18 protein-coding genes are annotated in these 21,720 nt (G+C 73.3%); 7 read left to right on the top strand and 11 right to left on the bottom strand.

Annotation, left to right across the window (positions count from 1 at the left end; genetic code table 11):
• Positions 1-41: 41 nt before the first annotated feature.
• The 7 genes from cydC to deoC form a co-directional block, all read right to left on the bottom strand.
• Positions 42-1,841 carry a thiol reductant ABC exporter subunit CydC gene (cydC, locus tag QTQ03_RS23685; RefSeq protein WP_502889815.1) on the bottom strand — a complete coding sequence of 600 codons (1,800 nt, stop codon included), beginning with the start codon at positions 1,839-1,841 and terminating at the stop codon, positions 42-44.
• Complete coding sequence (gene cydD / locus QTQ03_RS23690) at positions 1,838-3,514, bottom strand: thiol reductant ABC exporter subunit CydD (protein WP_289279952.1); 1,677 nt, start codon at positions 3,512-3,514, stop codon at positions 1,838-1,840. Before cydD ends, cydC begins: the two co-directional genes overlap by 4 nt.
• Positions 3,515-3,703: 189 nt before the next feature.
• Complete coding sequence (locus tag QTQ03_RS23695; protein WP_289279953.1) at positions 3,704-4,609, bottom strand: M56 family metallopeptidase; 906 nt, start codon at positions 4,607-4,609, stop codon at positions 3,704-3,706.
• A 10-nt stretch (positions 4,610-4,619) separates the two neighbouring features.
• Positions 4,620-5,114, bottom strand: a complete 495-nt coding sequence (locus tag QTQ03_RS23700; RefSeq protein ID WP_289279954.1) for a BlaI/MecI/CopY family transcriptional regulator — start codon at positions 5,112-5,114, stop codon at positions 4,620-4,622.
• Between the two features lie 78 nt (positions 5,115-5,192).
• Positions 5,193-6,017, bottom strand: coding sequence for an aldehyde dehydrogenase family protein (locus QTQ03_RS23705; protein WP_289279955.1), 825 nt, complete (start codon positions 6,015-6,017; stop codon positions 5,193-5,195).
• Positions 6,010-7,440 (bottom strand): aldehyde dehydrogenase family protein, encoded by a 1,431-nt coding sequence (locus QTQ03_RS23710; protein ID WP_289279956.1) that lies wholly within the window; start codon positions 7,438-7,440, stop codon positions 6,010-6,012. Before QTQ03_RS23710 ends, QTQ03_RS23705 begins: the two co-directional genes overlap by 8 nt.
• A gap of 5 nt (positions 7,441-7,445) precedes the next feature.
• The gene (gene deoC / locus QTQ03_RS23715) at positions 7,446-8,426 is read right to left on the bottom strand and encodes a deoxyribose-phosphate aldolase (RefSeq protein ID WP_289279957.1); all 981 of its coding nucleotides are present in this window, start codon (positions 8,424-8,426) and stop codon (positions 7,446-7,448) included.
• Between the two features lie 245 nt (positions 8,427-8,671).
• Between deoC and upp the strand changes: the two genes are divergently transcribed.
• Together upp and QTQ03_RS23725 are read left to right on the top strand one after the other, a co-directional pair.
• Complete coding sequence (upp, locus tag QTQ03_RS23720) at positions 8,672-9,304, top strand: uracil phosphoribosyltransferase (protein ID WP_289279958.1); 633 nt, start codon at positions 8,672-8,674, stop codon at positions 9,302-9,304.
• A 143-nt stretch (positions 9,305-9,447) separates the two neighbouring features.
• Complete coding sequence (locus QTQ03_RS23725; RefSeq protein ID WP_289279959.1) at positions 9,448-10,125, top strand: GOLPH3/VPS74 family protein; 678 nt, start codon at positions 9,448-9,450, stop codon at positions 10,123-10,125.
• A gap of 134 nt (positions 10,126-10,259) precedes the next feature.
• Here the strand turns inward: QTQ03_RS23725 and QTQ03_RS23730 are convergent, their stop codons facing one another.
• Together QTQ03_RS23730 and QTQ03_RS23735 are read right to left on the bottom strand one after the other, a co-directional pair.
• On the bottom strand, positions 10,260-11,981 hold the full coding sequence (locus QTQ03_RS23730; RefSeq protein ID WP_289279960.1) for a phospho-sugar mutase: 1,722 nt from the start codon (positions 11,979-11,981) through the stop codon (positions 10,260-10,262).
• Positions 11,982-12,029: 48 nt separating this feature from the next.
• Positions 12,030-14,009 (bottom strand): serine/threonine-protein kinase, encoded by a 1,980-nt coding sequence (locus QTQ03_RS23735; protein WP_289279961.1) that lies wholly within the window; start codon positions 14,007-14,009, stop codon positions 12,030-12,032.
• Positions 14,010-14,728: 719 nt separating this feature from the next.
• On the opposite strand from QTQ03_RS23735, the gene QTQ03_RS23740 reads away from it, so the two are divergent.
• Entirely contained in the window at positions 14,729-15,991 is a 1,263-nt protein-coding gene (locus QTQ03_RS23740; RefSeq protein WP_289279962.1) for an amidohydrolase, read from the top strand.
• On the opposite strand, the gene QTQ03_RS23745 is transcribed toward QTQ03_RS23740, so the two are convergent.
• Positions 15,945-16,967 (bottom strand): DUF4349 domain-containing protein, encoded by a 1,023-nt coding sequence (locus QTQ03_RS23745; RefSeq protein ID WP_289279963.1) that lies wholly within the window; start codon positions 16,965-16,967, stop codon positions 15,945-15,947. The two genes, QTQ03_RS23740 and QTQ03_RS23745, sit on opposite strands and share 47 nt — an antisense overlap.
• Before the next feature lie 153 nt (positions 16,968-17,120).
• Here QTQ03_RS23745 and QTQ03_RS23750 point away from each other — a divergent pair, with 153 nt between their 5' ends.
• The 3 genes from QTQ03_RS23750 to QTQ03_RS23760 are packed head-to-tail and all read left to right on the top strand — an operon-like array spanning position 17,121 to position 19,473.
• Positions 17,121-17,750 carry an MBL fold metallo-hydrolase gene (locus QTQ03_RS23750; RefSeq protein WP_289279964.1) on the top strand — a complete coding sequence of 210 codons (630 nt, stop codon included), beginning with the start codon at positions 17,121-17,123 and terminating at the stop codon, positions 17,748-17,750.
• 6 nt (positions 17,751-17,756) lie between these two features.
• A complete protein-coding gene (locus tag QTQ03_RS23755; RefSeq protein ID WP_289279965.1) occupies positions 17,757-18,695 on the top strand; it encodes a coiled-coil domain-containing protein in 939 nt (312 codons plus the stop codon).
• 37 nt (positions 18,696-18,732) lie between these two features.
• Positions 18,733-19,473, top strand: coding sequence for an SCO6745 family protein (locus QTQ03_RS23760; protein WP_289279966.1), 741 nt, complete (start codon positions 18,733-18,735; stop codon positions 19,471-19,473).
• Between the two features lie 212 nt (positions 19,474-19,685).
• Here QTQ03_RS23760 and QTQ03_RS23765 read toward each other — a convergent pair whose 3' ends face one another.
• Positions 19,686-20,141, bottom strand: a complete 456-nt coding sequence (locus QTQ03_RS23765; protein ID WP_289279967.1) for a gamma-glutamylcyclotransferase — start codon at positions 20,139-20,141, stop codon at positions 19,686-19,688.
• A 106-nt stretch (positions 20,142-20,247) separates the two neighbouring features.
• On the opposite strand from QTQ03_RS23765, the gene QTQ03_RS23770 reads away from it, so the two are divergent.
• Complete coding sequence (locus QTQ03_RS23770) at positions 20,248-21,648, top strand: NAD(P)H-quinone dehydrogenase (RefSeq protein WP_289279968.1); 1,401 nt, start codon at positions 20,248-20,250, stop codon at positions 21,646-21,648.
• The last annotated feature ends 72 nt before the right edge of the window (positions 21,649-21,720 follow it).

The raw sequence follows: 21,720 nt of genomic DNA on the forward strand, positions 1-21,720 counted from the left end.
CACGGGACGGCGGCGCGTCGCCCCGACCAACCGGTCCACGGTCAGAAGACAGGCCCGAGGGCCAGGTAGCCACGCTCGGCGGCCTCCTGGAGGAGCCACTGGTCCCGGTACCACCCCGGCGTGTCGATCAGGTCGGCGTGCCGGCCACGCTGGACCACCCGGCCGGAGTCGAGTACGACGATCTCGTCGAACCCGTCCAGGCCGCGCAGCCGGTGGCTGATCAGCAGCACGGAGTGCTGATCGGTGACGGCCAGGACGGAACCGAGCACGGTGTCCGCCGCGGTCGGGTCGAGCCCCTCGGTCGGTTCGTCGAGCACCAGCACCGCCGGCCGGGCGAGCAGCGCCCGCGCCAGGGCGAGCCGCTGTCGCTGGCCGCCGGAGAGCTGCCCGCCCTCCTCACCCACCACGGTGTCCCAACCCTCGGGCTGCTCGCGTACCCAGTCGCGCAGCCCCGCGGTGACGGTGGCCGCGACCAACTCGTCTTCGCCCGCGCCGGGCCGCCCGATCAGGAGGTTCTCCCGGACGGTGGCGTGGAAGACGTGCGCCTCGGCGAGCAGCCCCCCGACGAGTCGGGGCAGGATGTCGGCCGGGTACCCGGACAGGTCCCGTCCGGCTAGGAGAACCCGGCCGGACGTGGGTCGGACCGCGCCGGTCAGGACGGCGGCCAGCGTGCTCTTGCCCGCGCCGCTCGGCCCGACCACGGCGACCCGGCGCCCGGGCGGCAGGTCCAGGCGGAACCGGTCGAGGGCGGGATCGGCGCCGGCCCGGTACCGCACGGTCACGTCCTCGAACCGCATGGCGGCGGTCGCCGGCGGTGCGGCCTCGGCGGGGTGGGCCGGCACCGGCTCCCCGGCGGGGAGAGCTGCGGTCGACGGGACGCTTCCGGCCGCCGGCGTAGGGCCGGTGACCTCGTTCAGCAGGGCGGCCACCCGGGCCAGGCCAGCGCGCAGTCCGGTCCAGTGCCGGGCGGCGCCGACCAACGCCAGCGCGATCTCGACCGCGGCGAGTGTGAAGACCGCCAGCACGCCGACCAGCACCCCGTCCACGCCGGTGCCCAGGGCAACCAGCACGACCGCCGCAGCGGTCAGCCCCGCCACCAGTACGCCCGCCGCGTCGACTGCGAACCCGGTTGCGGCCAGCCGCCGTTCGAGCCGGGCCAGCCGCCGCGCGCGGTCAGCGGCCGTGGTCAGGGCCTGCCCGGTGGCGCCGAAGGCGGCGAGGTCGGCGGCGCCGTGGGTGAGGTCGACCGCGTCGGCGGCCAGCGCCCCACGCAGCGGAGCCAGTTCGGCGGCGGCGTGTCGGGTGAGCGCGGTGGCCAGGGCCGGCAGCGCGCCGCCGGCGAGCAGCAGGCCGGCGGCGAGCGCCCCGGCGGCGGCCGGTGAGACAAGCGCCGCGGTACCGACGGCGACCACGCTCACCAGCCCCGCGGCGGCAGCCGGTACGAGTACCCGCAGCAGCAGGTCCTGGACCGCCTCCACGTCGGAGACCAGCCGGCTCAACGTGTCACCGGTGCGCTGACCCGCGCCGTCCCGGCGGGCGGCCAGGGCGGCGAAGACCCGGGCCCGGACGTCGGTGACCAGCCGCAGCACCGCGTCGTGCCCGGCCAGGCGTTCGGTGTAGCGGAACACACCACGCCCGATCGCGAGCGCGCGGACGGCGACGATCGCGACGGTCAGGCGGTCCAGTGGCGGACGCCCGGCGGCGCTCATCAGCAGCCACGTCGCCGTGGCCATCAGGGCTAGGCCGGCGAACTCGGTGGCGGCGGCGAGCAGGCCCGCACCGAGCAGCCGGTTCAGGTACGGGCGGGCCAACCGCAGCACGGTCCGCTCGGGCGCACTCACGAGGCCGCCTTTTCCGCGGGGGCCGGGGTGAGTTCGGTGACCCGCCCGTCGGCGATCCGCAGGATGCGGTCGGCGTCGGCGAGCAGCGCGGGTCGGTGGGCGACCAGCACCGCCGTCCGGCCGGCCACCAGGGCGCGGGTGGCGTCGAGGACGGCCGCCTCGCTGGCCGAGTCCAGTCGGGCGGTCGGTTCGTCGAGCAGCACCACCGGTGCGTCCCGCAGGAACGCGCGGGCCAGCGCCACCCGTTGCCGCTGGCCGCTGGAGAGGCCGTGCCCGCGCTCGCCCAGGACGGTGGCCAGCCCGTCGGGCAGTGCGCCGACGACCTCGTCGAGCGCGGCGCCGCGGATCGCCCTGGCCAGCGCGTCGTCCGGGACGTCGGGGGAGCCGAGGCGGATGTTGTCGGCCAGCGAGGCGGCGAAGAGATGGGCCCGCTGCGGCACCCACGCGACCTGCCGGCGCCAGGCGTCCAGGTCGGCGTCGGCCAGGTCCACCCCGTCCACCGTGACCCGGCCTCCGGTCGGCGTGACGAAGCCGAGCAGCAGGTTCAACAGGGTGCTCTTGCCGGCGCCGCTCGGCCCGACGACGGCGACCCGTTCGCCCGGCCGGATGGTCAGCGTGACGTCACGCAGGGCGACCGTGCGGTCGTAGGCGACGGTCACCCCGTCGAAGCGGATTTCTCCGTGGCCGTCCGGCACGGCCGCTCCCGGACGGCGGGCGGCGGCAGGAACCGCGGCGGACAGCGTGAGTGCCTCGTCCAGTGCGGTGAGCCCCTCCATGCTGGCGTGGAAGCGGCTGCCGGCCGCGCGTAGCGGCAGGTAGGCCTCGGGAGTGAGCAGCAACACCAGCAGTGCCGTCTTCAGGGCCAGTCCGCCGCCGAGTAACCGGACGCCCACCGGCACCGCGACCAGCGCCACCGAGAGGGTGGCGACCAGCTCCAGCACCAGGGCGGAGAGGAACGCGATGCGCAGCGTCTTCATGGTCGCCACCCGGTGCCCGTCGGCCATCCGCCGGACCACGTCGGTCTGCGCCCGCGCCTGCCCGAAGGCCCGCAGGGTGGGCAGCCCGGCCACCATGTCCAGGAAATGCCCGCCAAGCAGCGACAGCCGTCGCCACTGCCGTTCGGTCGCCGCCTGCGCCTGCCAGCCGAGCAGCGCACCGAAGATCGGGATGAGTGGCACCGTGGCCGCGATGATGAGGGCCGAAGTCCAGTCGGCGACGAAGACCTGGGCCAGCACCGCCAGTGGCACCGTCACGCTCAGCACGAGCTGGGGCAGGTAGCCGGTGAAGTAGGCGTCCAACGCGTCCAGGCCCCGGCCGGCGAGGGTGGCGAGCTGCCCGGCCCGCTGCCCGGCGACCCAGCTCGGGCCGTGCCGGCCGACCGCGTCGAGCAGCTCGATCCGCAGCGCCGCCTTGACAGTTGCCGCGACCCGCGCTGACACGGTGCCCTGCGCCCAGACCAGCAGCGACCGAGCGGCCACCGTTGCGACGAACCCGGCGAGGGCCGGTCGGTCCAGCCGCCCCTCGAACGCGGTGGCGAGCAGAGCGGCGAGTGCCGTTGCCTGGGCCAGCACCAGACCCGCGGCGAGCACGCCGAGAAGCGCGAGCACGGCGATGTCGCGCCGGGCCGCGGGGACCCGACGCAGCAGACGCGGGTCGAAGGGACGGCGGTTCACCGGTACACCGGTGCCCTGCCGTCGGTCCGTCCCCGGAACACCCACCAACGCATCGCCTGAAAGCCTAGTAGGGCCGGCAGCGGCGGTTCCGGCCCGGCCGGCCGCGCAGCCGCACACCGACGGTTGGCGGGCAGCGGCCCCGCGTGCGCCGGGAGGCCACTGCCGCCCAGCTCGCGCGTGGGCACCGGCTCAGCTCAGGAAGAGGGAGATGGGCAGGGCGGCCAGGGTGGTGGTCAGGCCGAGTGCGGCGGTCCCGATCACCCGGGGTGGCCGCCCGGAGTCGAGCAGCCGCCGCACGCGGACGTCCAGGTCCTGGTCGCCCATGCCGAGCGTGCCAGCCGGCGTGATTCGGTTGCCGGCGGCGGCGAACCGGCGCAGTGCGCCCGCGAGTGGCGCCTCGGCGTGCAGCTCCCGAGCCTTGTCGTCGGCTCGCATCTCGACCAGCAGGGCGACCCGCTCGGATGCGTCGCGCACCCATCGGAACCACGGCAGCGCCCGGCGGAGCGCGGTGAACGGCAGCAGCACCAGATCGTGCCGCTCCTGGGCGTGTGCCCGCTCGTGGGTGAGCACCGCCGCCAGTTCGGCCCGGTCCAACAGGTCGAGCGCGCCGGCGCTCACCACCACGCGGGGCCGGACGCCGGGCAGGCAGTACGCCGCCGCGCTGGGGTGGTCGAGCACCAGCGCCCCGGGCACCGTCGGGTCCCGGCGGGCCACCAGCGTGAGCAGGTCGCGGTGGCGTCGCTGGGCGCGTACGGCGCTGTGCAGGCTGCGGACCGTCGTGGTCAGCAGCACTGCTCCGATGCCGAAGCCGACGCCGATCAGCCCGAGGTGGACGGCGCCCACCCCGACCGGCAGGGTGCCGTGCCCGAGATCCGCGGCGAGCGCCCACAGTGCGCTACCGGTCGGCAGGTCGTACGCGGCCAGGCCGACGGCCATCGGCAGACCCATCGCGGAAAGGCCGACGGCCAGCCCGACCGCCTGCCAGCAGAGGATCGCGACGCGGGGGCTGCGCCACGTCCACGTCGAGCGAGCCAGCACCTGGGCGGCGAGCCAGCAGGCCAGCACCGAGACGCCGAAGTGCAGCGCGTAGCCCATGGCCGTCGCCCTACCGGTCCGCCGCCTCGTCGGCCAGCCGCGTTCGCTCGGACCGGTCCCTTGCCGGCGGGGCTACCTCGTCGGTCAGTGACCCGGCGTCGGCCGGTGCGGAACGGTCGGCCGGGGCGGCGGTGTCGGTCAGGCTGGCCTCGGCGCCGAGTGCGGCACGTAACACGTCCGCCTCGGTGCCGGTGACCGAGCGAGCGAAGCGCACCAGCGCGGCATCCCGGCTGCCACCGAGATCGAGCGCGTCGAGCATGAGCTGGGCGATGTGCGCCTCGCGAGTCGCGGCGGCCCGGTACCGCCAGGCCCGGCCTTCGCGCTCCCGCTGCACCATGCCCTTGCCGGCGAGCCGGTCCAGCACCGTCATCACGGTGGTGTACGCCAACTCGCGGCTCCGCAACGCGTCGGCCACCTCCCGGACGGTGACGCCACCCGACGTGGCGGGGACCGCGTCCCACAGCACGTCCATCACCGCACGTTCGAGATCACCGAGTCGAGTCACCCCGCAATCCTACCCCGCGTAGTAGAGCGTTCGGTTCAGGGGCGGCGCACCTGACATCGACTCACTCGCCGGGACGAACTAGATCCCCTTGGGGTGCCAGACCGTCTTCGTTTCCAGCAGCGATGTCATGCGGGTGATGGCCGGGTCGGCGAGCCAGTCGTGGTCGGCCGGGGCCGGTCGGAGCACACGCTTGAGGTTGGCCGCGGCCCTGACCTCCAGGTCGGCGGCGAGGTCCGCGTCGGCCACGCCGGTCAGGTCGATCGCGTTGACGTCCATGTGGCTGGCCAGCGTCGGCACCGTCTCGGCGAGGCGGCCGGTGAGGATGTTCACCACCCCGCCGGGCAGGTCGGAGGTGGCCAGCACCTCGGCCAGCGTCACGGCCGCCAGCGGAGCCGCCGGCGAGGCAACCACCACCGCCGTGTTGCCGGAGACGATCGCCGGGGCGATCACGCTGACCAAGCCGAGCAGCGCCGGCGCCGCCGGGGCCACCACGGCGACGACGCCGGTCGGCTCCGGCGTCGACAGGTTCAGGTACGGCCCGGCGACCGGGTTCGCGCCCCCGCACACCTGGGGCAGCTTGTCGGACCAACCGGCGTACCAGACCCAGCGGTCGATCGCCGCGTCGACCTCGTCGCCGGACACGCCGAGTGCCACGAACTGCTCGCGGCGGCCCTCCAGCATCTCGGCGACCCGGTAGAGGATCTGACCCCGGTTGTACGCGGTCGCCCCGGCCCAGCCCGGCCCGGCGGCGCGGGCGGCGACGACCGCGTCCCGCGCATCCTTGCGGGAGGCCAACGACACGTTCGCGGATTGCACGATGTACGACCGTCCCGACTCGCTGCGCGGGAACTTCCCGCCGATGAAGAGCTTGTACGTCTTACGTACGGCGACCCGCTCAGACATTGAGGTACGCCTCCAGCCCGTGCCGGCCGCCCTCGCGACCGTGGCCCGACTCCTTGTAGCCCCCGAACGGTGCGGTGGGGTCGAACTTGTTGAACGTGTTTGCCCAGACCACGCCGGCGCGGAGCCGGTCGGCCAGCCACAGGATCCGGGAGCCCTTGTCGGTCCAGATGCCCGCCGACAACCCGTACGGCGTGTTGTTGGCCTTCTCGACGGCCTCCGCCGGGGTGCGGAAGGTCAGCAAGGACAGCACCGGGCCGAAGATCTCCTCCCGGGCGATCCGGTGCGCCTGGGTGACCCCGGTGAAGATGGTGGGTGCGAACCAGAAACCCCGGTCGGGTAGCTCGCACGGTGGCGACCAGCGCTCGGCGCCCTCGGCCGTCCCGGCCTCCGACAGCTCCCGGATCCGGGCCAACTGGGCGGCGGAGTTGATCGCACCGAGGTCGGTGTTCTTGTCCAGCGGGTCGCCGACCCGCAGCTGGGCCATCCGCCGCTTCAGCGACTCCAGCACCCGGTCGGCGACGGATTCCTGGACCAGCAGGCGGGAGCCGGCGCAGCAGACGTGGCCCTGGTTGAAGAAGATGCCGTTGACGATTCCCTCGACGGCCTGGTCGACCGGGGCGTCGTCGAAAACGATGTTGGCGGCCTTGCCGCCAAGCTCCAGGGTGAGCTTCTTGTGGGTACCGGCGACGGCGCGGGCGATGGCCTTGCCGACCTCGGTCGAGCCGGTGAAGGCGACCTTGTCGACACCGGCGTGCTCGACCAGCGCGCGGCCGGTGTCGCCGGCGCCGGTGACGATGTTGACCACGCCGGCTGGCAGGTCGGCCTGTTGGCAGATCTCGGCGAAGAGCAGCGCGGTCAGCGGGGTGGTCTCGGCCGGCTTGAGGACCACGGTGTTGCCGGCGGCGAGCGCCGGGGCGATCTTCCAGGCCAGCATGAGCAGCGGGAAGTTCCACGGGATGACCTGGGCGGCGACGCCGAGCGGCCGCGGGTCGGGGCCGAAGCCCGCGTACCGCAGCTTGTCGGCCCAGCCGGCGTAGTAGAAGAAGTGCGCGGCGACCAGCGGCAGGTCGACGTCCCGGGCCTCCTTGATCGGCTTGCCGTTGTCCAGGGACTCCAGCACCGCCAGCTCGCGGGAGCGTTCCTGGACGATCCGGGCGATCCGGAACAGGTACTTGGCCCGCTCCCGGCCCGGCATCGGGCCCCAGACCTTCTCGTACGCCGTCCGGGCGGCTTGCACCGCGCGGTCCACGTCCCGGTCGCCGGCCTCGGCGACCTCGGCGAGGACCTCCTCGGTGGCCGGGTTGACCGATTTGAACGTGCCGCCGTCGGAGGGATCGACGAACTCGCCGTTGACGAAGAGCCCGTACGTGGGCTTGAGGTCCACCACCGAGCGCGACTCGGGGGCGGGTGCGTATTCGAACATCGCGCTCAGTCCAGGGTGAAGTAGTCGGGACCGGCGTAGACGCCGGTCGTCAGTTTGGTGCGCTGCATCAGCAGGTCGTTGAGCAGGCTGGACGCGCCGAAGCGGAACCAGTCCGGGTCAAGCCAGTCAGGGCCTACCGTCTCGTTGACCATCACCAGGTACCTGATGGCGTCCTTGGTGGTCTTGATGCCGCCGGCCGGCTTGACGCCGACCTGCCGGCCGGTGGCGGCGCGGAAGTCGCGTACCGCCTCCAGCATCACCAGGGTCACCGGCAGGGTCGCCGCGACCGGTACCTTGCCGGTCGAGGTCTTGACGAAGTCGCCGCCGGCCAGCATCGCCAGCCAGGACGCCCGGCGTACGTTGTCGTACGTGACCAGTTCGCCGGTCTCCAGGATCACCTTGAGGTGGGCGCCCTGGCCACCGGCATCAGCGCTGCCGCAGGCCGCCTTGACCGCGACGATCTCGTCGTAGACCTCCTTGTACCGGCCGGACAGGAAGGCGCCCCGGTTGATCACCATGTCGATCTCGTCGGCGCCCGCCTCGACGGCGGCCCGGGTGTCGGCGAGTTTGATCTCCAGCGGGGCCTGCCCGGACGGAAAGGCGGTCGCCACGCTCGCGAGGTGCACGCCGGATCCACGCAGGACATCGGCGGCGTGCGGGACCATCGCCGGGTAGACGCAGACCGCCCCGACGTGCGGGCAGGACGGGTCGGCCGGGTCGGGACGCAGCGCCTTGGCGGCGAGCGCCCGCACCTTGCCGGCGGTGTCGGCCCCCTCGAGGGTGGTCAGGTCGACCATCCGGATCGCCAGGTCGATCGCCTGAGCCTTGGCCGTGGTCTTGATGGAGCGGGTGCCGAGCTGTGCCGCCCGCTGCTCCGCGCCGACCTGGTCCACGCCGGGCAGGCCGTGCAGGAAGGTCCGCAGAGCGGTCTCGGATCGTCCCAGCTCGGAGAGGTCCGACCGGGCCGACGTCGCAGTCGCCGTCATGGCCCGAAGTCTACGCACGTCATCAGCACGTGATCTTGGCCATGGTGGCGGTCCACCGTCAGTCGTCGGACCGCCGGGTCCGGCACGGGCGGACTCTGGGGCGTCTGGGGGCGCGGGTGCCGGTGGGCGGCGGAAGCCGACGGACGACCACGGAAGGGATTCCGGCAGGCGCCGGGCGTGGGCGGCGTCGCCGGCCTGGCCACACCTGCGGTGCCCGCCGCGGCGGGCGGGTAGGTTGAGCGACCGTGGACGTACTCGTCATTGACCACCCGCTCGCCCAGTCGCGGCTGACCGCCATGCGGGACGCCCGGACCGATTCCGCCTCGTTCCGGGCCGCGCTGCACCAACTCACCACCATGCTGGTGTACGAGGCCGCGCGCTTCTTCCCCGTCGAGCGGCACCCGGTGCAGACGCCGGTCACCAGCACGCAGGGCACCCGGCTGGCGAAACCACCGCTGCTGGTGCCGGTGCTGCGGGCCGGCCTCGGGATGGCGGACGCGGCGCTCGGTCTGCTGCCGGAGTCGTCGATGGGCTTCGTCGGTCTGGCCCGGGACGAGGAGACCTACGAGCCGCGTGCGTACATGGAGTCGCTGCCCCGCGACCTTGCCGGGCTGCCGGTACTGGTGCTCGACCCGATGCTCGCCACCGGCGGTTCACTGGAGCACTGCTGCCGACTGCTCGCCGACCGGGGCTGCACCGACATCACCGTGCTCTGCGTGCTCGCCGCGCCGGCCGGCATCGAGCGGATGGAACGCTCCGGTCTGCCGCTGCGCCTGGTGACGGCCTCCATCGATGAGGGTCTGAACGACCGCAAGTTCATCGTCCCCGGCCTCGGTGACGCGGGCGACCGGCAGTTCGGCGGCATGCCCCGCTTCTGACTCCGTCTCCGGGCGCCCGACCCGCTTCCGGGTGGGTCCGTTCCCACGCCCACCCGATCCGGTCGACCGTCGGTGTGAACGATCGGCGAGCGCCGGGCGCGTCCGTGCACGCGGGGTGCGGGGAGGCGCTAGCGTTCCGGGCCATGACTGGTGTTGCGCTCGCCGAGGAGTTGCTGCTCCTCGCGTACGACGACGAGACGGGCAAGGCGACCATGCCACGGATCAGCCTCGACCTGGGCATGGCGGCCGCGACGCTGATCGAGCTGGCGCTGGCCGGGCGGATCGTGTACGCCGAGGGCAACCTCGCGGTCGTCGACGCGACGCCCACCGGCGAGCCGGTCACCGACGAGGTGCTCGCCCGGATCGTCGCCGACACACCGCACACCCCGTCGTCCTGGGTGCAGCGGCTGCGGCACGGCCTGCGCGACCGGATCCTCGGCGACCTCTGCCGCCAGGGTGTGGTGCGCGACATCGACGAGACCGAGCTGGGATTCATCCACGTGCATCGCTACCCGGTGCTGGATCCCACGGTCGAGGCTGACACCCGCCGGCGGCTCGCCGAGGCCCTGACCGGCTCGGCGGCGCCCGACGAACGGACCGCCGCGCTGGCCACGCTGGTGGCGGTGCTCCGGATGGAACCGGCGCTCAGAGTGAGCGGCGACGCCGCCGCCGATGCCCGCCGCAGACTGACGGAGATCGCCAGCGGCGCCGGCTTCTCCGGCGAGGTCGGCCTGGAGGACTCCGACGTCCGCCCGTCGGTGGCGCTGGTCGTGAGCGCCCTCGGTCATGCCGTCGACGCCGCTCTGGGCCCCCGCCGCTGATCGTGCCCCGCCGCTGACCCGTGGCGTACCCGCCCGGCGTCCCACCCGTCACCGGCGCCGTGGTGGCGGATGGTCCGAGTGGCGGGCGCGGTGTCGGGCCGCTCGCGGCGGCCGTGCCGGTGGTGTGGCCCGCCTCAGATCCCCAGCGCGGAGGCTACCTCGGCGCGGAGCGCGGTGCCGGCGGTCGCCGCCCGGGAACGGGCCGCGGCGACGTCGCCGTCGGCGACCGGCTCCGTCACCTCCAGGTATGCCTTGAGTTTTGGCTCGGTCCCCGACGGGCGGATCACCACCCGGGCGGTGGCGCTGCGCAGGACGACCACGTCCGCCTCGGGTAGCAGATCCCGGCATTCGGTGACCGGCTGCCCGAGCAACGTGGTCGGGGTGGCGGACCGGACCCGGGCCATCGCGTCGCTGATCACCCGCAGGTCGTCGACGCGCACCGAGAGCTGGTCGGTGTGGTGCACCCCGAACTCGGCAGCCAGTTCGTCCAGCCGGTCGGTGAGTGTCCGGCCCCGCGCCTTGAGCTCCGCGGTCAGCTCCGCCACGGTCAGCGCCGCGGTGATGCCGTCCTTGTCGCGGACGTGGTCGGGCGCGACGCAGTAGCCGAGCGCCTCCTCGTAGCCGAAGACCAGCGGCGCCGATCCGCCCCCGGCCCGTACGATCCACTTGAACCCGGTCAGCGTCTCGTCGTACGGCAGGTCCCGGGCGGCGCACATGGCACGCAACAGCGACGACGACACGATCGTGGTGGCGTACAGGCCGGTGACGCCACGCCGCATCAGGTGGTCGGCGAGGAGCGCCCCGACCTCGTCGCCGCGCAGCATTCGCCAGCCCGGCGCTCCGCCGCCCGCCCCCGAGCCGGCGACCTCGCCCCGGGCGCGGGCCGCTGGGTCGCTCTCGCGGACCACCACCGCGCACCGATCCGCGTCCGGGTCGTTGGCGATGGCGATGTCCGCGCCGGTCGACTCGGCCAGGTCGGTCAGCCGGTCGACGGCCCCGGGCTCCTCCGGGTTCGGGAAAGAGACGGTGGGGAACGCCGGATCCGGCTCGGCCTGGTCGGGTACCACCCCGGGGACGGCGAACCCGGCCCGGGCGAAGGCCGCCGTGAGTACCGCCGCGCCGACGCCGTGCAGCGGCGTGTACGCCACGGTCAGGTCGCGCGGCCCGTCCGGCGCGACGACTGCCGCGGCCTGCTCGACGTACCCCGCGGCCAAGTCGTCGCCGAGTGTCTGCCCGGGCGGGCCCAACCGTACGTCGCCCAGCGGGCCGACCGCTCGGATGGCCGCTTCGATGCCGGCGTCGGCGGGTGGCACGATCTGCGCGCCCGCGCCCAGCTCACCGCCCAGCTCCGCGCCGAGGTAGACCTTGTAGCCGTTGTCCTGCGGCGGGTTGTGACTGGCGGTCACCATCACCCCGGCCGCCGCGCCGAGCCGGCGCACCGCGTAGGCCAGGACCGGCGTGGGCAATGGCCGGGGCAGCAGCAGCGCCGGACGGCCGGCGCCGGTGGCGACCCGGGCGGTCTGCTCGGCGAACGCGCGGGACCCGTGCCGGGCGTCGTACCCGATCACCAGCGGGCCGGACCCGCCCTGGGCCGCGAGCCAGGCGACCAGCCCGGCGGCAGCCTGCGTGACCACCGCGAGGTTCATCCCGTTCGGTCCGGCGCGTAGCGGGCCGCGCAGGCCCGCGGTGCCGAAGGTCAGCGGGCCGGCAAAGCGGTCTGCCAGCTCCGGTGCGCTGCCCGGCAACCGGTCGAGCACCGCCTGCAGCTCCGCGCGACTGGTCGGGTCCGGGTCGTCGGCGAGCCAGCGTCGGGCCTGCTCGTGGATGGGGTCGATGTCAGTGGTGTCCGCCGGCATGCCTCTTGATAGCACGCCGACGGATCATCATGTCGACTCGGCCCGGTCTCAGCCCGCCTCGGTGAGCTGGAACGACCGCACCATCTCGGCGAAGATCGGCCGGCTTTCCTCGAATTTCGCGTCCGTCGAGGTCAGGTAGAACGAGTATGCCCTGCCGTCGTGGGCGACGCCGCGCCACACGCCGTGCCGCATGCCGTCGCCCTCGCCGCAGGTGTACTCGAACTCGGCTGCCGGCCTGCCGGCCAGCTCGGTGGCCGTGTCCTCCGACACCCGGTTGTACGGTTTGACGCACGATGTGGAGCGGGTCTTCAGCCCGTTCTCGGCGACCTCCGCCCAGCGTTGCGAGGTGGCCGACCACTTCTCGTTGATAATCCGGATCTTGCGGCCGGAGTCCTCTGGGTCGACGTAGTCCACCCAGTCGCCGGCGCTGTTGCGTAGCCAACCGTCGGGCACGAGCACCCGGACACCGCGTGCCGAGTGCTCGGCCATCTCTGGCAACCCGGCCGCGGGCGCCGTCGAGGTCGGCGCGGCCTGTGGGGCGGCGGGCGTCTTGTCGTCGCCGCCGGACAGGGCCAACACGCCGAGCAGTAGCACCATGGCGACCCCGCCGGCGGCGGCCACCTGGATCTTGCGCGGCCAGCCCCTGACTGTCCGGACGAGCCGGTCGCCCGTCGCGCGGGCGGTGGCGATCGCGCCGCCGGGCGCAGCGGGCGCCCAGGGTCGGCTGCTTCCCGGCGCCGTCCACTGGGCGCCATCCAGGTGCTGCGTGGCGTCCGGATGCCCGTAGCCGCCGGCGCTGACCCGCTGGGTGGCCTCGGGCTGGCCCAAGGCCCCGACCTGCTGGGTGGCGTCGGCGCCGTAGGTGCGACCGGGGGCGGTCATCGCGTCGGTCGGCGTGTGCAGCGGCCCGGCGAGCGCGTCGGCGCTGGTGTCGTCCAGCGCGGCGGCCTGACCGGCGTCGGCCGCCGGGCGCTTGCCCCGGTGCAGCGCTGCCAGCCGGTCGGTGAGCGACTCACCCGGCGCGAGCATCGCGCGCCCGCCGATCTGGTTGTCCTGCTTGGGCGGCTCCGGTCGGGCCGCTGGCAGTGGCCGCTGCTGGACCGGCACCACCGAGTACGGGTCGGTCACCGAGTTCACCGCGGCAGCGGTGCTGGCCAGTGGGCCGGCGAGCAGCTCGCGCAGCGTGGCCCGGGCGGTGTGCACGTTCACCCGGCGGGCCGGGTCCTTCTCCAGCAGGCCCATCAGCACCGGTACCAGTGGCCCGCTGCGCTGCGGCGGGGCCGGCGGGTCCTCGACGACGGCGTGCATCGTCTCGATCGGGTCACCCTTGTCGAACGGCGGTCGGCCCTCGACGGCGGTGTAGAGCGTCACACCGAGCGAGAACAGGTCGCTCGGCGGGCCGAACTCCTGGCCCATGGCCCGCTCCGGGGAGATGAAGTGCGGGGAGCCGAGCACCATGCCGGGGGTGGTGAGCTGCACGTCGGTGGGCATCCGGGCGACGCCGAAGTCGGACAGCACGCAGCGTCCGTCGGAGCAGATCAGCACGTTGGCCGGCTTGACGTCGCGGTGCAGCACGCCGATCGCGTGCGCCACCTCCAGCGCGCCGAGTAACGCGATGCCGATCTTCGCGACCACCCGCTGGGCGACCGGCCCGTCCTCGATCACCATGTCCGCGAGGCTGCGTGCGTCCAGCAACTCCATCACGATCCACGGTCGGCCACCCTCGGTGACCACGTCATACACCTGGACCACGGCTGGGTGCTGGATCGCGGCGGCGGCGCGCGCCTCCCGGAGGGTGCGTTCGTACATTGCGTCGCGGTCGCTGGGGGCCAGCCCGGGAGGGAGGACGACCTCCTTGACGGCCACGTTCCGGCGCAGGAGTGTGTCTGTCGCACGCCAGACCGTGCCCATGCCACCGTTACCCACGGCCGAGCGCAACGAGTAGCGCCCGCCGATGGTGGTGCCGGGTGTCGCGCGGCTGCTGGGGGGACTGACTGGTCCGCCGCTCCACGTCGGGATCTGAGTCACTGAAGAGCCACCGGGGGATATCGAGGGGGCTGGGACACAACCCCGCTATTTTGCTGGTTCCGACACCCGATGCGGAAGCCGACGCGGCGGACGTTTGCGAACTCGACGAAGCGTGTCCGACTGTTCACTCTCCGATGCGCGTCGCTGACCTGCGGTTCGGCGCCCTCCTCCGATGCCCGGCGCGCCTGTCCCGCCGCCCGGTATCCGGGGTCACGCGGGTCGGGTTTCCAGATCAGGGGCGTCTACGCGGCGGCGGACCGCCCCGCCGACCCCGGACTCCCGGCCGGGCGGCCGTGGCGTGCCCGGAAGATCTCTCCGGGCGGCCGGCCGCGTGATGGGGACGCACACCGTGTGCGGTCGGGCGGGGCGCGCCTGTGTGAACGTCGGCGAGGCCTCGTCGCCGAGCGTGGTCGGGTAGTTGTCGGACCGTCAGGATCCAGGACCGACTAATGCCACAATTCGGAAAGGAGGTCTGGAGCCCGGTGACGTTTTGTTGACTGCGGACTCGGTTACGGGTTGTAGGAGGTGTGGGGCAGATGACGGCGTTCGACCGCGATCTACCTGCAGTCCCGCTGCTACACGCACGTCCCGAGCTGGGTGTTCGTGACGCAGCGCGCTCCGATCGCTACGGGAACGAGGTTGCGCAGCGTCACCGTCGGAGGGCTAGGCTGTCTGCTGTTCCCGAAGATCCATCCATTTCTAGTGATCGAGAATTCGACGTGACGAGTGCGTTGACGCTGCCAACGGGCAGCCAGCTGGCGTCGTCCTGGACAGCGGCGCCGCCCGGGTCCCAGCCCCTGCCGTTCGAGCTGGACCACCTGCTCGCCCTCCGGGTGCCCGGGTTGATCGCTACCCGCCGTCACATCCACTCGCATCCGGAGCTCTCCGGCGAGGAGTTCGAGACCGCCGCCCTGATCGCCCGAGAGCTGTCCCTCGCCGGGCTGCGTCCGCGGATGCTGCCCAAGGGCAACGGCGTCATCTGCGACATCGACGGGCGCCCCGACGGCCCGGTGATCGCGCTCCGCGCCGACATCGACGCGTTGCCGCTGGCCGACTCCAAGGAGGTGCCCTACCGGTCCACCGTCGACGGGGTCTGCCACGCCTGCGGCCACGACGTGCACACCACGGTCATGCTCGGCGTCGGCATGCTGCTGGCCCAGCTCGCCGACCTCGGCGAGCTGGCCGGCCGGGTGCGCCTGATCTTCCAGCCGGCGGAGGAGATCCTGCCCTGCGGGTCGCTGGAGGTGATCGAGGCAGGTGGCCTCGACGACGTGGTGCAGATCTTCGCGCTGCACTGCGACCCCAACCTGCCCGTGGGCCAGATCGGCCTACGGGTCGGGCCGATCACCGCGGCCGCCGACAACGTCACCGTCCGGCTGACCGGCCCGGGCGGGCACACCGCCCGCCCGCACCTCACCGTCGACCTGGTCGACGCGCTGGGCCGGCTGATCACCGAGGTGCCGGCTCTGGTCAGCCGCCGGGTGCCGGCGAACAGCGGGCTGCTGCTGGTGTTCGGCCACGCCTCGGCCGGCACCCGGTACAACGTCATCCCGTCGGAAGCCTGTGCCTCCGGCACCCTGCGGGTGATGGACCGCGACACGTGGGAGCTGGCTCCCACGATCGTCGGTCAGGTCGTGCGGGACGTCATCGCGCCGACCGGGGCCACGGTGGACCTGGAGTATCTGCGGGGCCGTCCGCCGGTCAGCAACGACGCGCGGGCAATCCAGATCCTCACCACCGCCACCGCCGCCGCGCTCGGACCCGAGGGCATCGCCGAGACCCCGCAGAGCATGGGTGGCGAGGACTTCTCCTGGTACCTGGAGTACGTCCCCGGCGCCCTCGCCCGACTCGGTGTCGGCCGCTCCGGCCCGAACGTCGACCTGCACCGCGCGTCGTTCGACGCGGACGAGCGGGCCATTCCGGTCGGCGTCCGGCTCATGGTGCAGACCGCGCTCCGGGCACTGGCGGCGGCGGCGAGCTGATCCCGGCTGCCGGAGTCGCGGCGGCGGGGCCCGGGACGGTCGTATCCGCGCCGGCGGGTGGGTCGACCGCGAGCGTCGACCGTGGTCGGCGACGGCGCATCAACCACCAGAACAGTCCCAGGGGTACGCCGAAGACGATCAGCCACGGCAGCACCGCCCCGAGGACGGTCACCAGCACGGTCATCGAGGTCAGAAAGACCCCCCAGCCGCCCTTCAGCCCAGCCAGGAAGCCGAGTTGGCGCTCACCGTCGCCGGTGCGGGCGTCCGGACCCACCAGCGAGACCGTGATCGTGGAGAGCGCGGTCAGGTCCGCCAGGCGGCGCTTCTTCGCCTCCAGCGAGGCCAGGTCCGCCTCGCGGCGGGCCAGCTCGTTCTCCAGCGACACCAGATCGCTGATCGACTCGGCGCGGGCGAGTAGCCGTCGGGCGTTCTCCACCCGGGCCCGCTGCGTCTTGATCCGGGCGTCCAGATCCACCGTCTCCTCGGTGACATCCTCGGTGTTGATCTCCTGTCGCTGCCGGGTGCCCAGCTTGGCGATGTCCTCCACCACCGACGTGAACTTCGCGGCCGGCACCCGCAGCGTCAGCTCGACGGTGGCGTCCCCGTCGGCGCTGCGCCGCTGGTCGCCGCCGACGAAGCCGCCGGCCGCCGTGGTCAGGGTGATCGCGTCCCGGGCTGCCCGCTCCACGTCCTCCACCTGCACCCGCATCGAACCGGTGTAGATGATGGCCCGCTGGTCGATGCGTAGGTCAGCCGGGCTGCTGCCTTCGGTGCTCCCGGACTGCCCGGCCCCGGCCCGGGTGTCGGCCGCCCCCGCTGGCGCCTCGACCTGTTCGCCCAGGTCCGCGCCGGTGGCCGACTCCGCCCCCGTAGTGTCGTCTCCGTCGCCCGCCGCGCCGCAACCAGCGACCGCCAGCGCCGCGGCCAGCGCCATCGCGATCATCACGCCGCGCCGGCGTGCTTCGTTTCCACCCATCCCGACTCCGATCAATCATGGCCGACCCGCTGGCCGGCACCGCCTGCCTGGAGCCCCATGACCGGGGCCGATCGGTCAGACGGGACGCGGTGCCGCGTTCGTTCCGGCAGACTGCGCTCAGGACGTCACGATTCGATAATCGAGGAGTCACGAATGCGGCTGACCAAGTACGGCCACTCCTGCGTACGTGTCGAGCACGACGGGGGAGTGCTGGTCATCGACCCGGGGATCTTCAGCGAGCGGGTCGCGCTGGACGGGGCGGACGCCGTACTGGTCACCCACGAGCATCCCGATCACCTCGACGTGGCCGCCCTGGCCGAGCAGCACGACCGCCGCCCGTTCGCCCTGTACGGCCCCGCTTCGCTGGTCGCCACCCTGGACGATCTGACCGGCCTGCTCTCGCCCGTCGAGGTCGGTTCGGAGTTCACCCCCGCCGGCGTCCCCGTCCGCGCCTACGGCGGACGGCACGCCGTGATCCACCCCGATATCCCGATCGTGGAGAACCTCGCCTATCTGGTCGACGACCGCGTCTACCACCCGGGCGACTCCCTGGTGGTCCCGGAGGACGTCGAAGTGGACACCCTCTTCCTGCCGATCCAAGCACCGTGGACCAAGTTCTCCGAGTCCCTGGACTTCCTCCGTGCGGTCGCGCCACGCCGGGCGTACGCACTGCACGACGGACTACTGAACGAAAACGGGTTGACCGCGTTCAACAACAACGTCACCCGGCTCTCCGACGTGGACTACCGGCGCCTGGAACCGGGCACCCGGGTCGACGCCTGAGCGACGATGCCCGACCCGACCCGGGAACTGGTGCGGCAGCTCTACCGCACGCCACCCGACCGGTTCGTGGCCGCCCGGGACGCTGCGGCCGCCGAGGCCCGCCGCAGCGGTGACGTCCGGGTCGCCCGGGAGATCGGCCGGCTGCGCCGCCCCACGGTGGCAGCCTGGCTGGTGAATCTGCTCGCGTTGGACCGGCCGGAGCTGGTCGCCGACCTGGGCCGGCTGGCCGAGTCGCTGCGGTCCGCCCAGCGCGAGCTGCGTGGGGCGAAACTTCGGGACCTGTCCGCACAGCGCCGGGCCGTGGTCGGCGCGCTGGTCGCCGAGGCACGCCGGCTGGCGGCCGGGGTCGAGGGTGCCCCGTCGGCCGGGAAGCTTCCGCTGGCCGAGGTGGAGGGGACCCTCAACGCCGCCATCTCCGACGTCGAGGTGGCCGAGCAGGTTCGCTCCGGTCGGTTGCTCCGCGCCGCCAGCTACGCCGGTTTCGGTGAGGTGCCTCGGCCGCAGCTGCGCCTTGTCACCGGCGGAGCCGACGAGGAGGCCGCCGGGGTGGCTGTCCGGCCGCGGAGCGACGACCGGTCGGCGCTCCGCGCCGAACAGGCGGAACGGGCCGCCCGAGCCGAGCGGGCCCGCCGGCGGCGCGCGTTGGAGAAGGAGCTCGCGCGGGCACGAACCGATCAGGAGCGGGCCGAGGCGGCGCTGACCGACGCGGCGGAGACCGAGCGCGGCGGTGCTGCCGTCCTCGACACGATCGAGACGGAACTCGCCGATTTGGAACGGCGGCGGGCCGTCGCCGGAGAGGACCTCAGCCGAGCCCGGCTGGCCCGCCGGTCGGCCGAGCGGTCGGTCACCGCCGCCCGCCGCCGTACCGGCGAGGTCGAGGCGGCGGTCGAGGCGCTCGACGCCGAAGAGGGGGATGTCGGCGGCGGCGTTGGCACGGCAGACTGACCCCTGTGGACAGACGGGACGGACCGGGAGCGCGAGCGTGACGCCGGAGCAGGTGGCCGCCGGCTGCAAGGCGGCCGTGCTGGACCTCGGGGACGCGTACACCCGCTGCCCGGTCACCCTGCGTCAGGCCCGGCTGCTCGGCATCTCCGGCTGGGCGTTCCACATCGCCGGACGGGCCGGCGCGCTCGGCGACGTCCGCGCGGAGACGGTGGCCGCCGCCCTCGGGTTCATCGCGCCGGACGCGGTCGCCGACGGCTGGGACGCGGCGCTGCGGACCGTACCGCCGATGCGGGTGGCCACCGTCACGGTGGCGGAGTGCTGCCGGTGGGGCGACGAGAACTTCGACGCCCGGCCAGGTGCCGGCCGGCTTGCCGGGCTGCTCGGTAGGGCGGTCGAGGCCGCGGACGCCACGGGGATGCCGTTGTTCGCCGCGTGGCGGGCGATGCCCGTTCCGGAGCGGACGGCTGGTGCCCGGGTGGCGGTGAGCCTGCGCCTGCTGCGGGAACACTTCGCCGGGGCGCACCTGCTCGCCGTACGCGCCGCCGGGATGACCCCGCTGGAGGCGGTGCTCGCCGGGCCCGACGGAGAGGCCAGCGCCGTGGCGTGCGGCTGGCCGCCGCCGTATCCCCCGGTGGGGCCGCTGGTCCGGCGGCGGCTGTGGGCGGAGGCGGTGACCGACCGGCTGGCCGCGCCGGCGTTCGCGGCGCTCGGCCCGGCAGACGGCGCGGAACTGGTGGAACTCCTGGCGACCTTCCGCGCCGACCTGAGCCACCCCTGATCGTGCCGACTCCGCACCGGCGGCATCGCTCCCGCAACGTCGGCGACCGTCCCGGTCACTCGCTACCAGCCGGTCAGGCTGCGCGAGGTGCGTTGGACCGACAGATACGAGCTGGGTCGCGCCGGCCGCGGGTGTGGGATTGACGACCTCGGTCGAACCCGGTCCCCGGTGGCGTCCGGGCCGGTAGCAGACTGGACGCCGTGCGACACGCCTTAGGCCGACGCGGTGCCGGTGGGGCGGGAACGCAGTTCGGTGACGTAGTCGTCCGGCGCGCCCGCCTTCTCGGCGGCATTCGCGATCTCCGAGAGGTACCACGAGGTCGGCAGCCCGCCCTCGTAGCCGTCGAAGACGTAGATCCACGCCGTGACCTCGCCGTCCAGGGTCGAGATCCGCACGTGCAGCTTCCGGTATGTGCCGGACGTGACGCCCTCGATCTCGTCGAGCTGTGCGGCGTCGTACGGGTGGATGTCGTAGAGCGCCACGAACACCCGGTCGCCGGGGGATTCGACGACTGTGCTGACCGCCCCCTCCCATCCGATGACGCCCTCGCCGCCGAAGGTGAGTCGCCAGCCCTCCAGCCAGCCGGTGCCCACCATCGGCGAATGCGGACAGTAGGCGCGCATCCGGGCAGGGTCGAGGTTTGAGCCGTAGGCGGCGTAATGACGCACGGCGATGACGATAGCCGGGTCGGCGGGTGGGGGAGAATACGACGGTGCGTGTCGGACACGTTCGGGAGAAGAAAGTCACTGTGAGCATGGACGAGGGGCGAGCGCTGTGAGCCGGATCGTGATCATCGGCGGAGGGCCGGCCGGCTACGAGGCGGCCCTGGTCGCCGCCCAGCTGGGCGCCGACGTCACCGTCGTGGAGGCGGAGGGCGCCGGCGGGGCGTGCGTACTATCCGACTGCGTTCCGTCGAAGACCTTCATCGCCAGCTCGCAGGTGGTGACCGGGTACCGGGACACCGAGGAGTTCGGGGTGCACTCCGACGGGCTGGAGGCGGTCACCGTCGACGCCGCGGCCGTCAACGGGCGCGTCAAGCGGCTCGCGCTCGCCCAGTCCGCCGACATCCACGCCAAGCTCGTCAAGGCCGGGGTGACCTTCGTGGCGGGCAACGCCCGGCTCGGTGAGGACACACTCGGTCACACCCATCGGGTGATCGTCAACTCGGCCGACGGCGGCGCTGAGTATTCGATCGACGCCTCCACCGTCCTGGTCGCCACCGGCGCGACGCCCCGCCAGCTCCCCACCGCGGTGCCGGACGGTGAGCGGATTCTGACCTGGCGGCAGGTGTATGACCTCACCGAGCTGCCCCGGCGCCTGATCGTCGTCGGCTCCGGCGTCACCGGCGCGGAGTTCGCCAGCGCCTATCTGGCGATGGGTGTCGAGGTGACCCTCGTCTCCAGCCGCGACCGCGTGATGCCGCACGAGGACGCCGACGCGGCGATGGCCATCGAACGGGTCTTCCGCAGCCGGGGGATGAGCATCCTCAACAACTCGCGGGCCGACGCGGTCCGCCGGACCGATGACGGCGTCGAGGTCGCGCTCTCCGACGGTCGCACGGTGTACGGCTCGCACGCCCTGATCGCGGTCGGCTCGATTCCGAACACGGCGGACCTGGGGCTGGCCGAGTACGGTGTCGAGCTGGCCCGCGGGTACGTCGCGGTCGACCGGGTGTCCCGCACCAACGTGCCGGGCATCTACGCGGCCGGTGACTGCACCGGTGTGCTGCCGCTGGCCAGCGTCGCCGCCATGCAGGGTCGGATCGCGATGTGGCACGCGCTCGGCGAGGCGGTCCGCCCGCTGCGGCTGCGGACCGTCGCGGCGAACGTCTTCACCGACCCCGAGCTGGCCACCGTCGGTGTGAGCCAGGACGAGGTGGACGCGGGCAAGGTGCCGGCCCGGCAGGTCATGTTGCCCCTGGCCGGCAACGCCAGGGCGAAGATGGACGAGGTCGCCGACGGCTTCGTCAAGCTCTTCTGCCGTCCGGCCAGCGGCCAGGTGATCGGCGGCGTGGTGGTGGCCCCGAAGGCGAGCGAGCTGATCCTGCCGATCACGATGGCGGTGGAGAACCACCTGACGGTCAATGAGCTGGCGCAGACCATCACCATCTACCCGAGCCTCTCCGGCTCGGTCACCGAAGCCGCCCGCCAGCTGATGCTCCACGAGTTGGAGTGAGCGTCGCCATCGTGGCGGCGACGGTCGTCAGGACCGGCGCCGTCGGGGGCCGGTCCTGACCAAGAGCTCGGA

Source organism: Micromonospora sp. WMMA1363 (assembly GCF_030345795.1).
GTDB lineage: Bacteria > Actinomycetota > Actinomycetes > Mycobacteriales > Micromonosporaceae > Micromonospora.

Excerpts from the sequence above, each read along its gene's own strand:
- deoC (WP_289279957.1), bottom strand. The coding sequence starts at position 8,426 with ATGACGGCGACTGCGACGTCGGCCCGGTCGGACCTCTCCGAGCTGGGA.
- QTQ03_RS23695 (WP_289279953.1), bottom strand. The coding sequence starts at position 4,609 with ATGGGCTACGCGCTGCACTTCGGCGTCTCGGTGCTGGCCTGCTGGCTC.
- QTQ03_RS23745 (WP_289279963.1), bottom strand. The coding sequence starts at position 16,967 with ATGGGTGGAAACGAAGCACGCCGGCGCGGCGTGATGATCGCGATGGCG.
- QTQ03_RS23730 (WP_289279960.1), bottom strand. The coding sequence starts at position 11,981 with ATGCCGGCGGACACCACTGACATCGACCCCATCCACGAGCAGGCCCGA.
- QTQ03_RS23750 (WP_289279964.1), top strand. The coding sequence starts at position 17,121 with ATGCGGCTGACCAAGTACGGCCACTCCTGCGTACGTGTCGAGCACGAC.
- QTQ03_RS23725 (WP_289279959.1), top strand. The coding sequence starts at position 9,448 with ATGACTGGTGTTGCGCTCGCCGAGGAGTTGCTGCTCCTCGCGTACGAC.
- QTQ03_RS23755 (WP_289279965.1), top strand. The coding sequence starts at position 17,757 with ATGCCCGACCCGACCCGGGAACTGGTGCGGCAGCTCTACCGCACGCCA.
- QTQ03_RS23705 (WP_289279955.1), bottom strand. The coding sequence starts at position 6,017 with ATGTCTGAGCGGGTCGCCGTACGTAAGACGTACAAGCTCTTCATCGGC.
- QTQ03_RS23710 (WP_289279956.1), bottom strand. The coding sequence starts at position 7,440 with ATGTTCGAATACGCACCCGCCCCCGAGTCGCGCTCGGTGGTGGACCTC.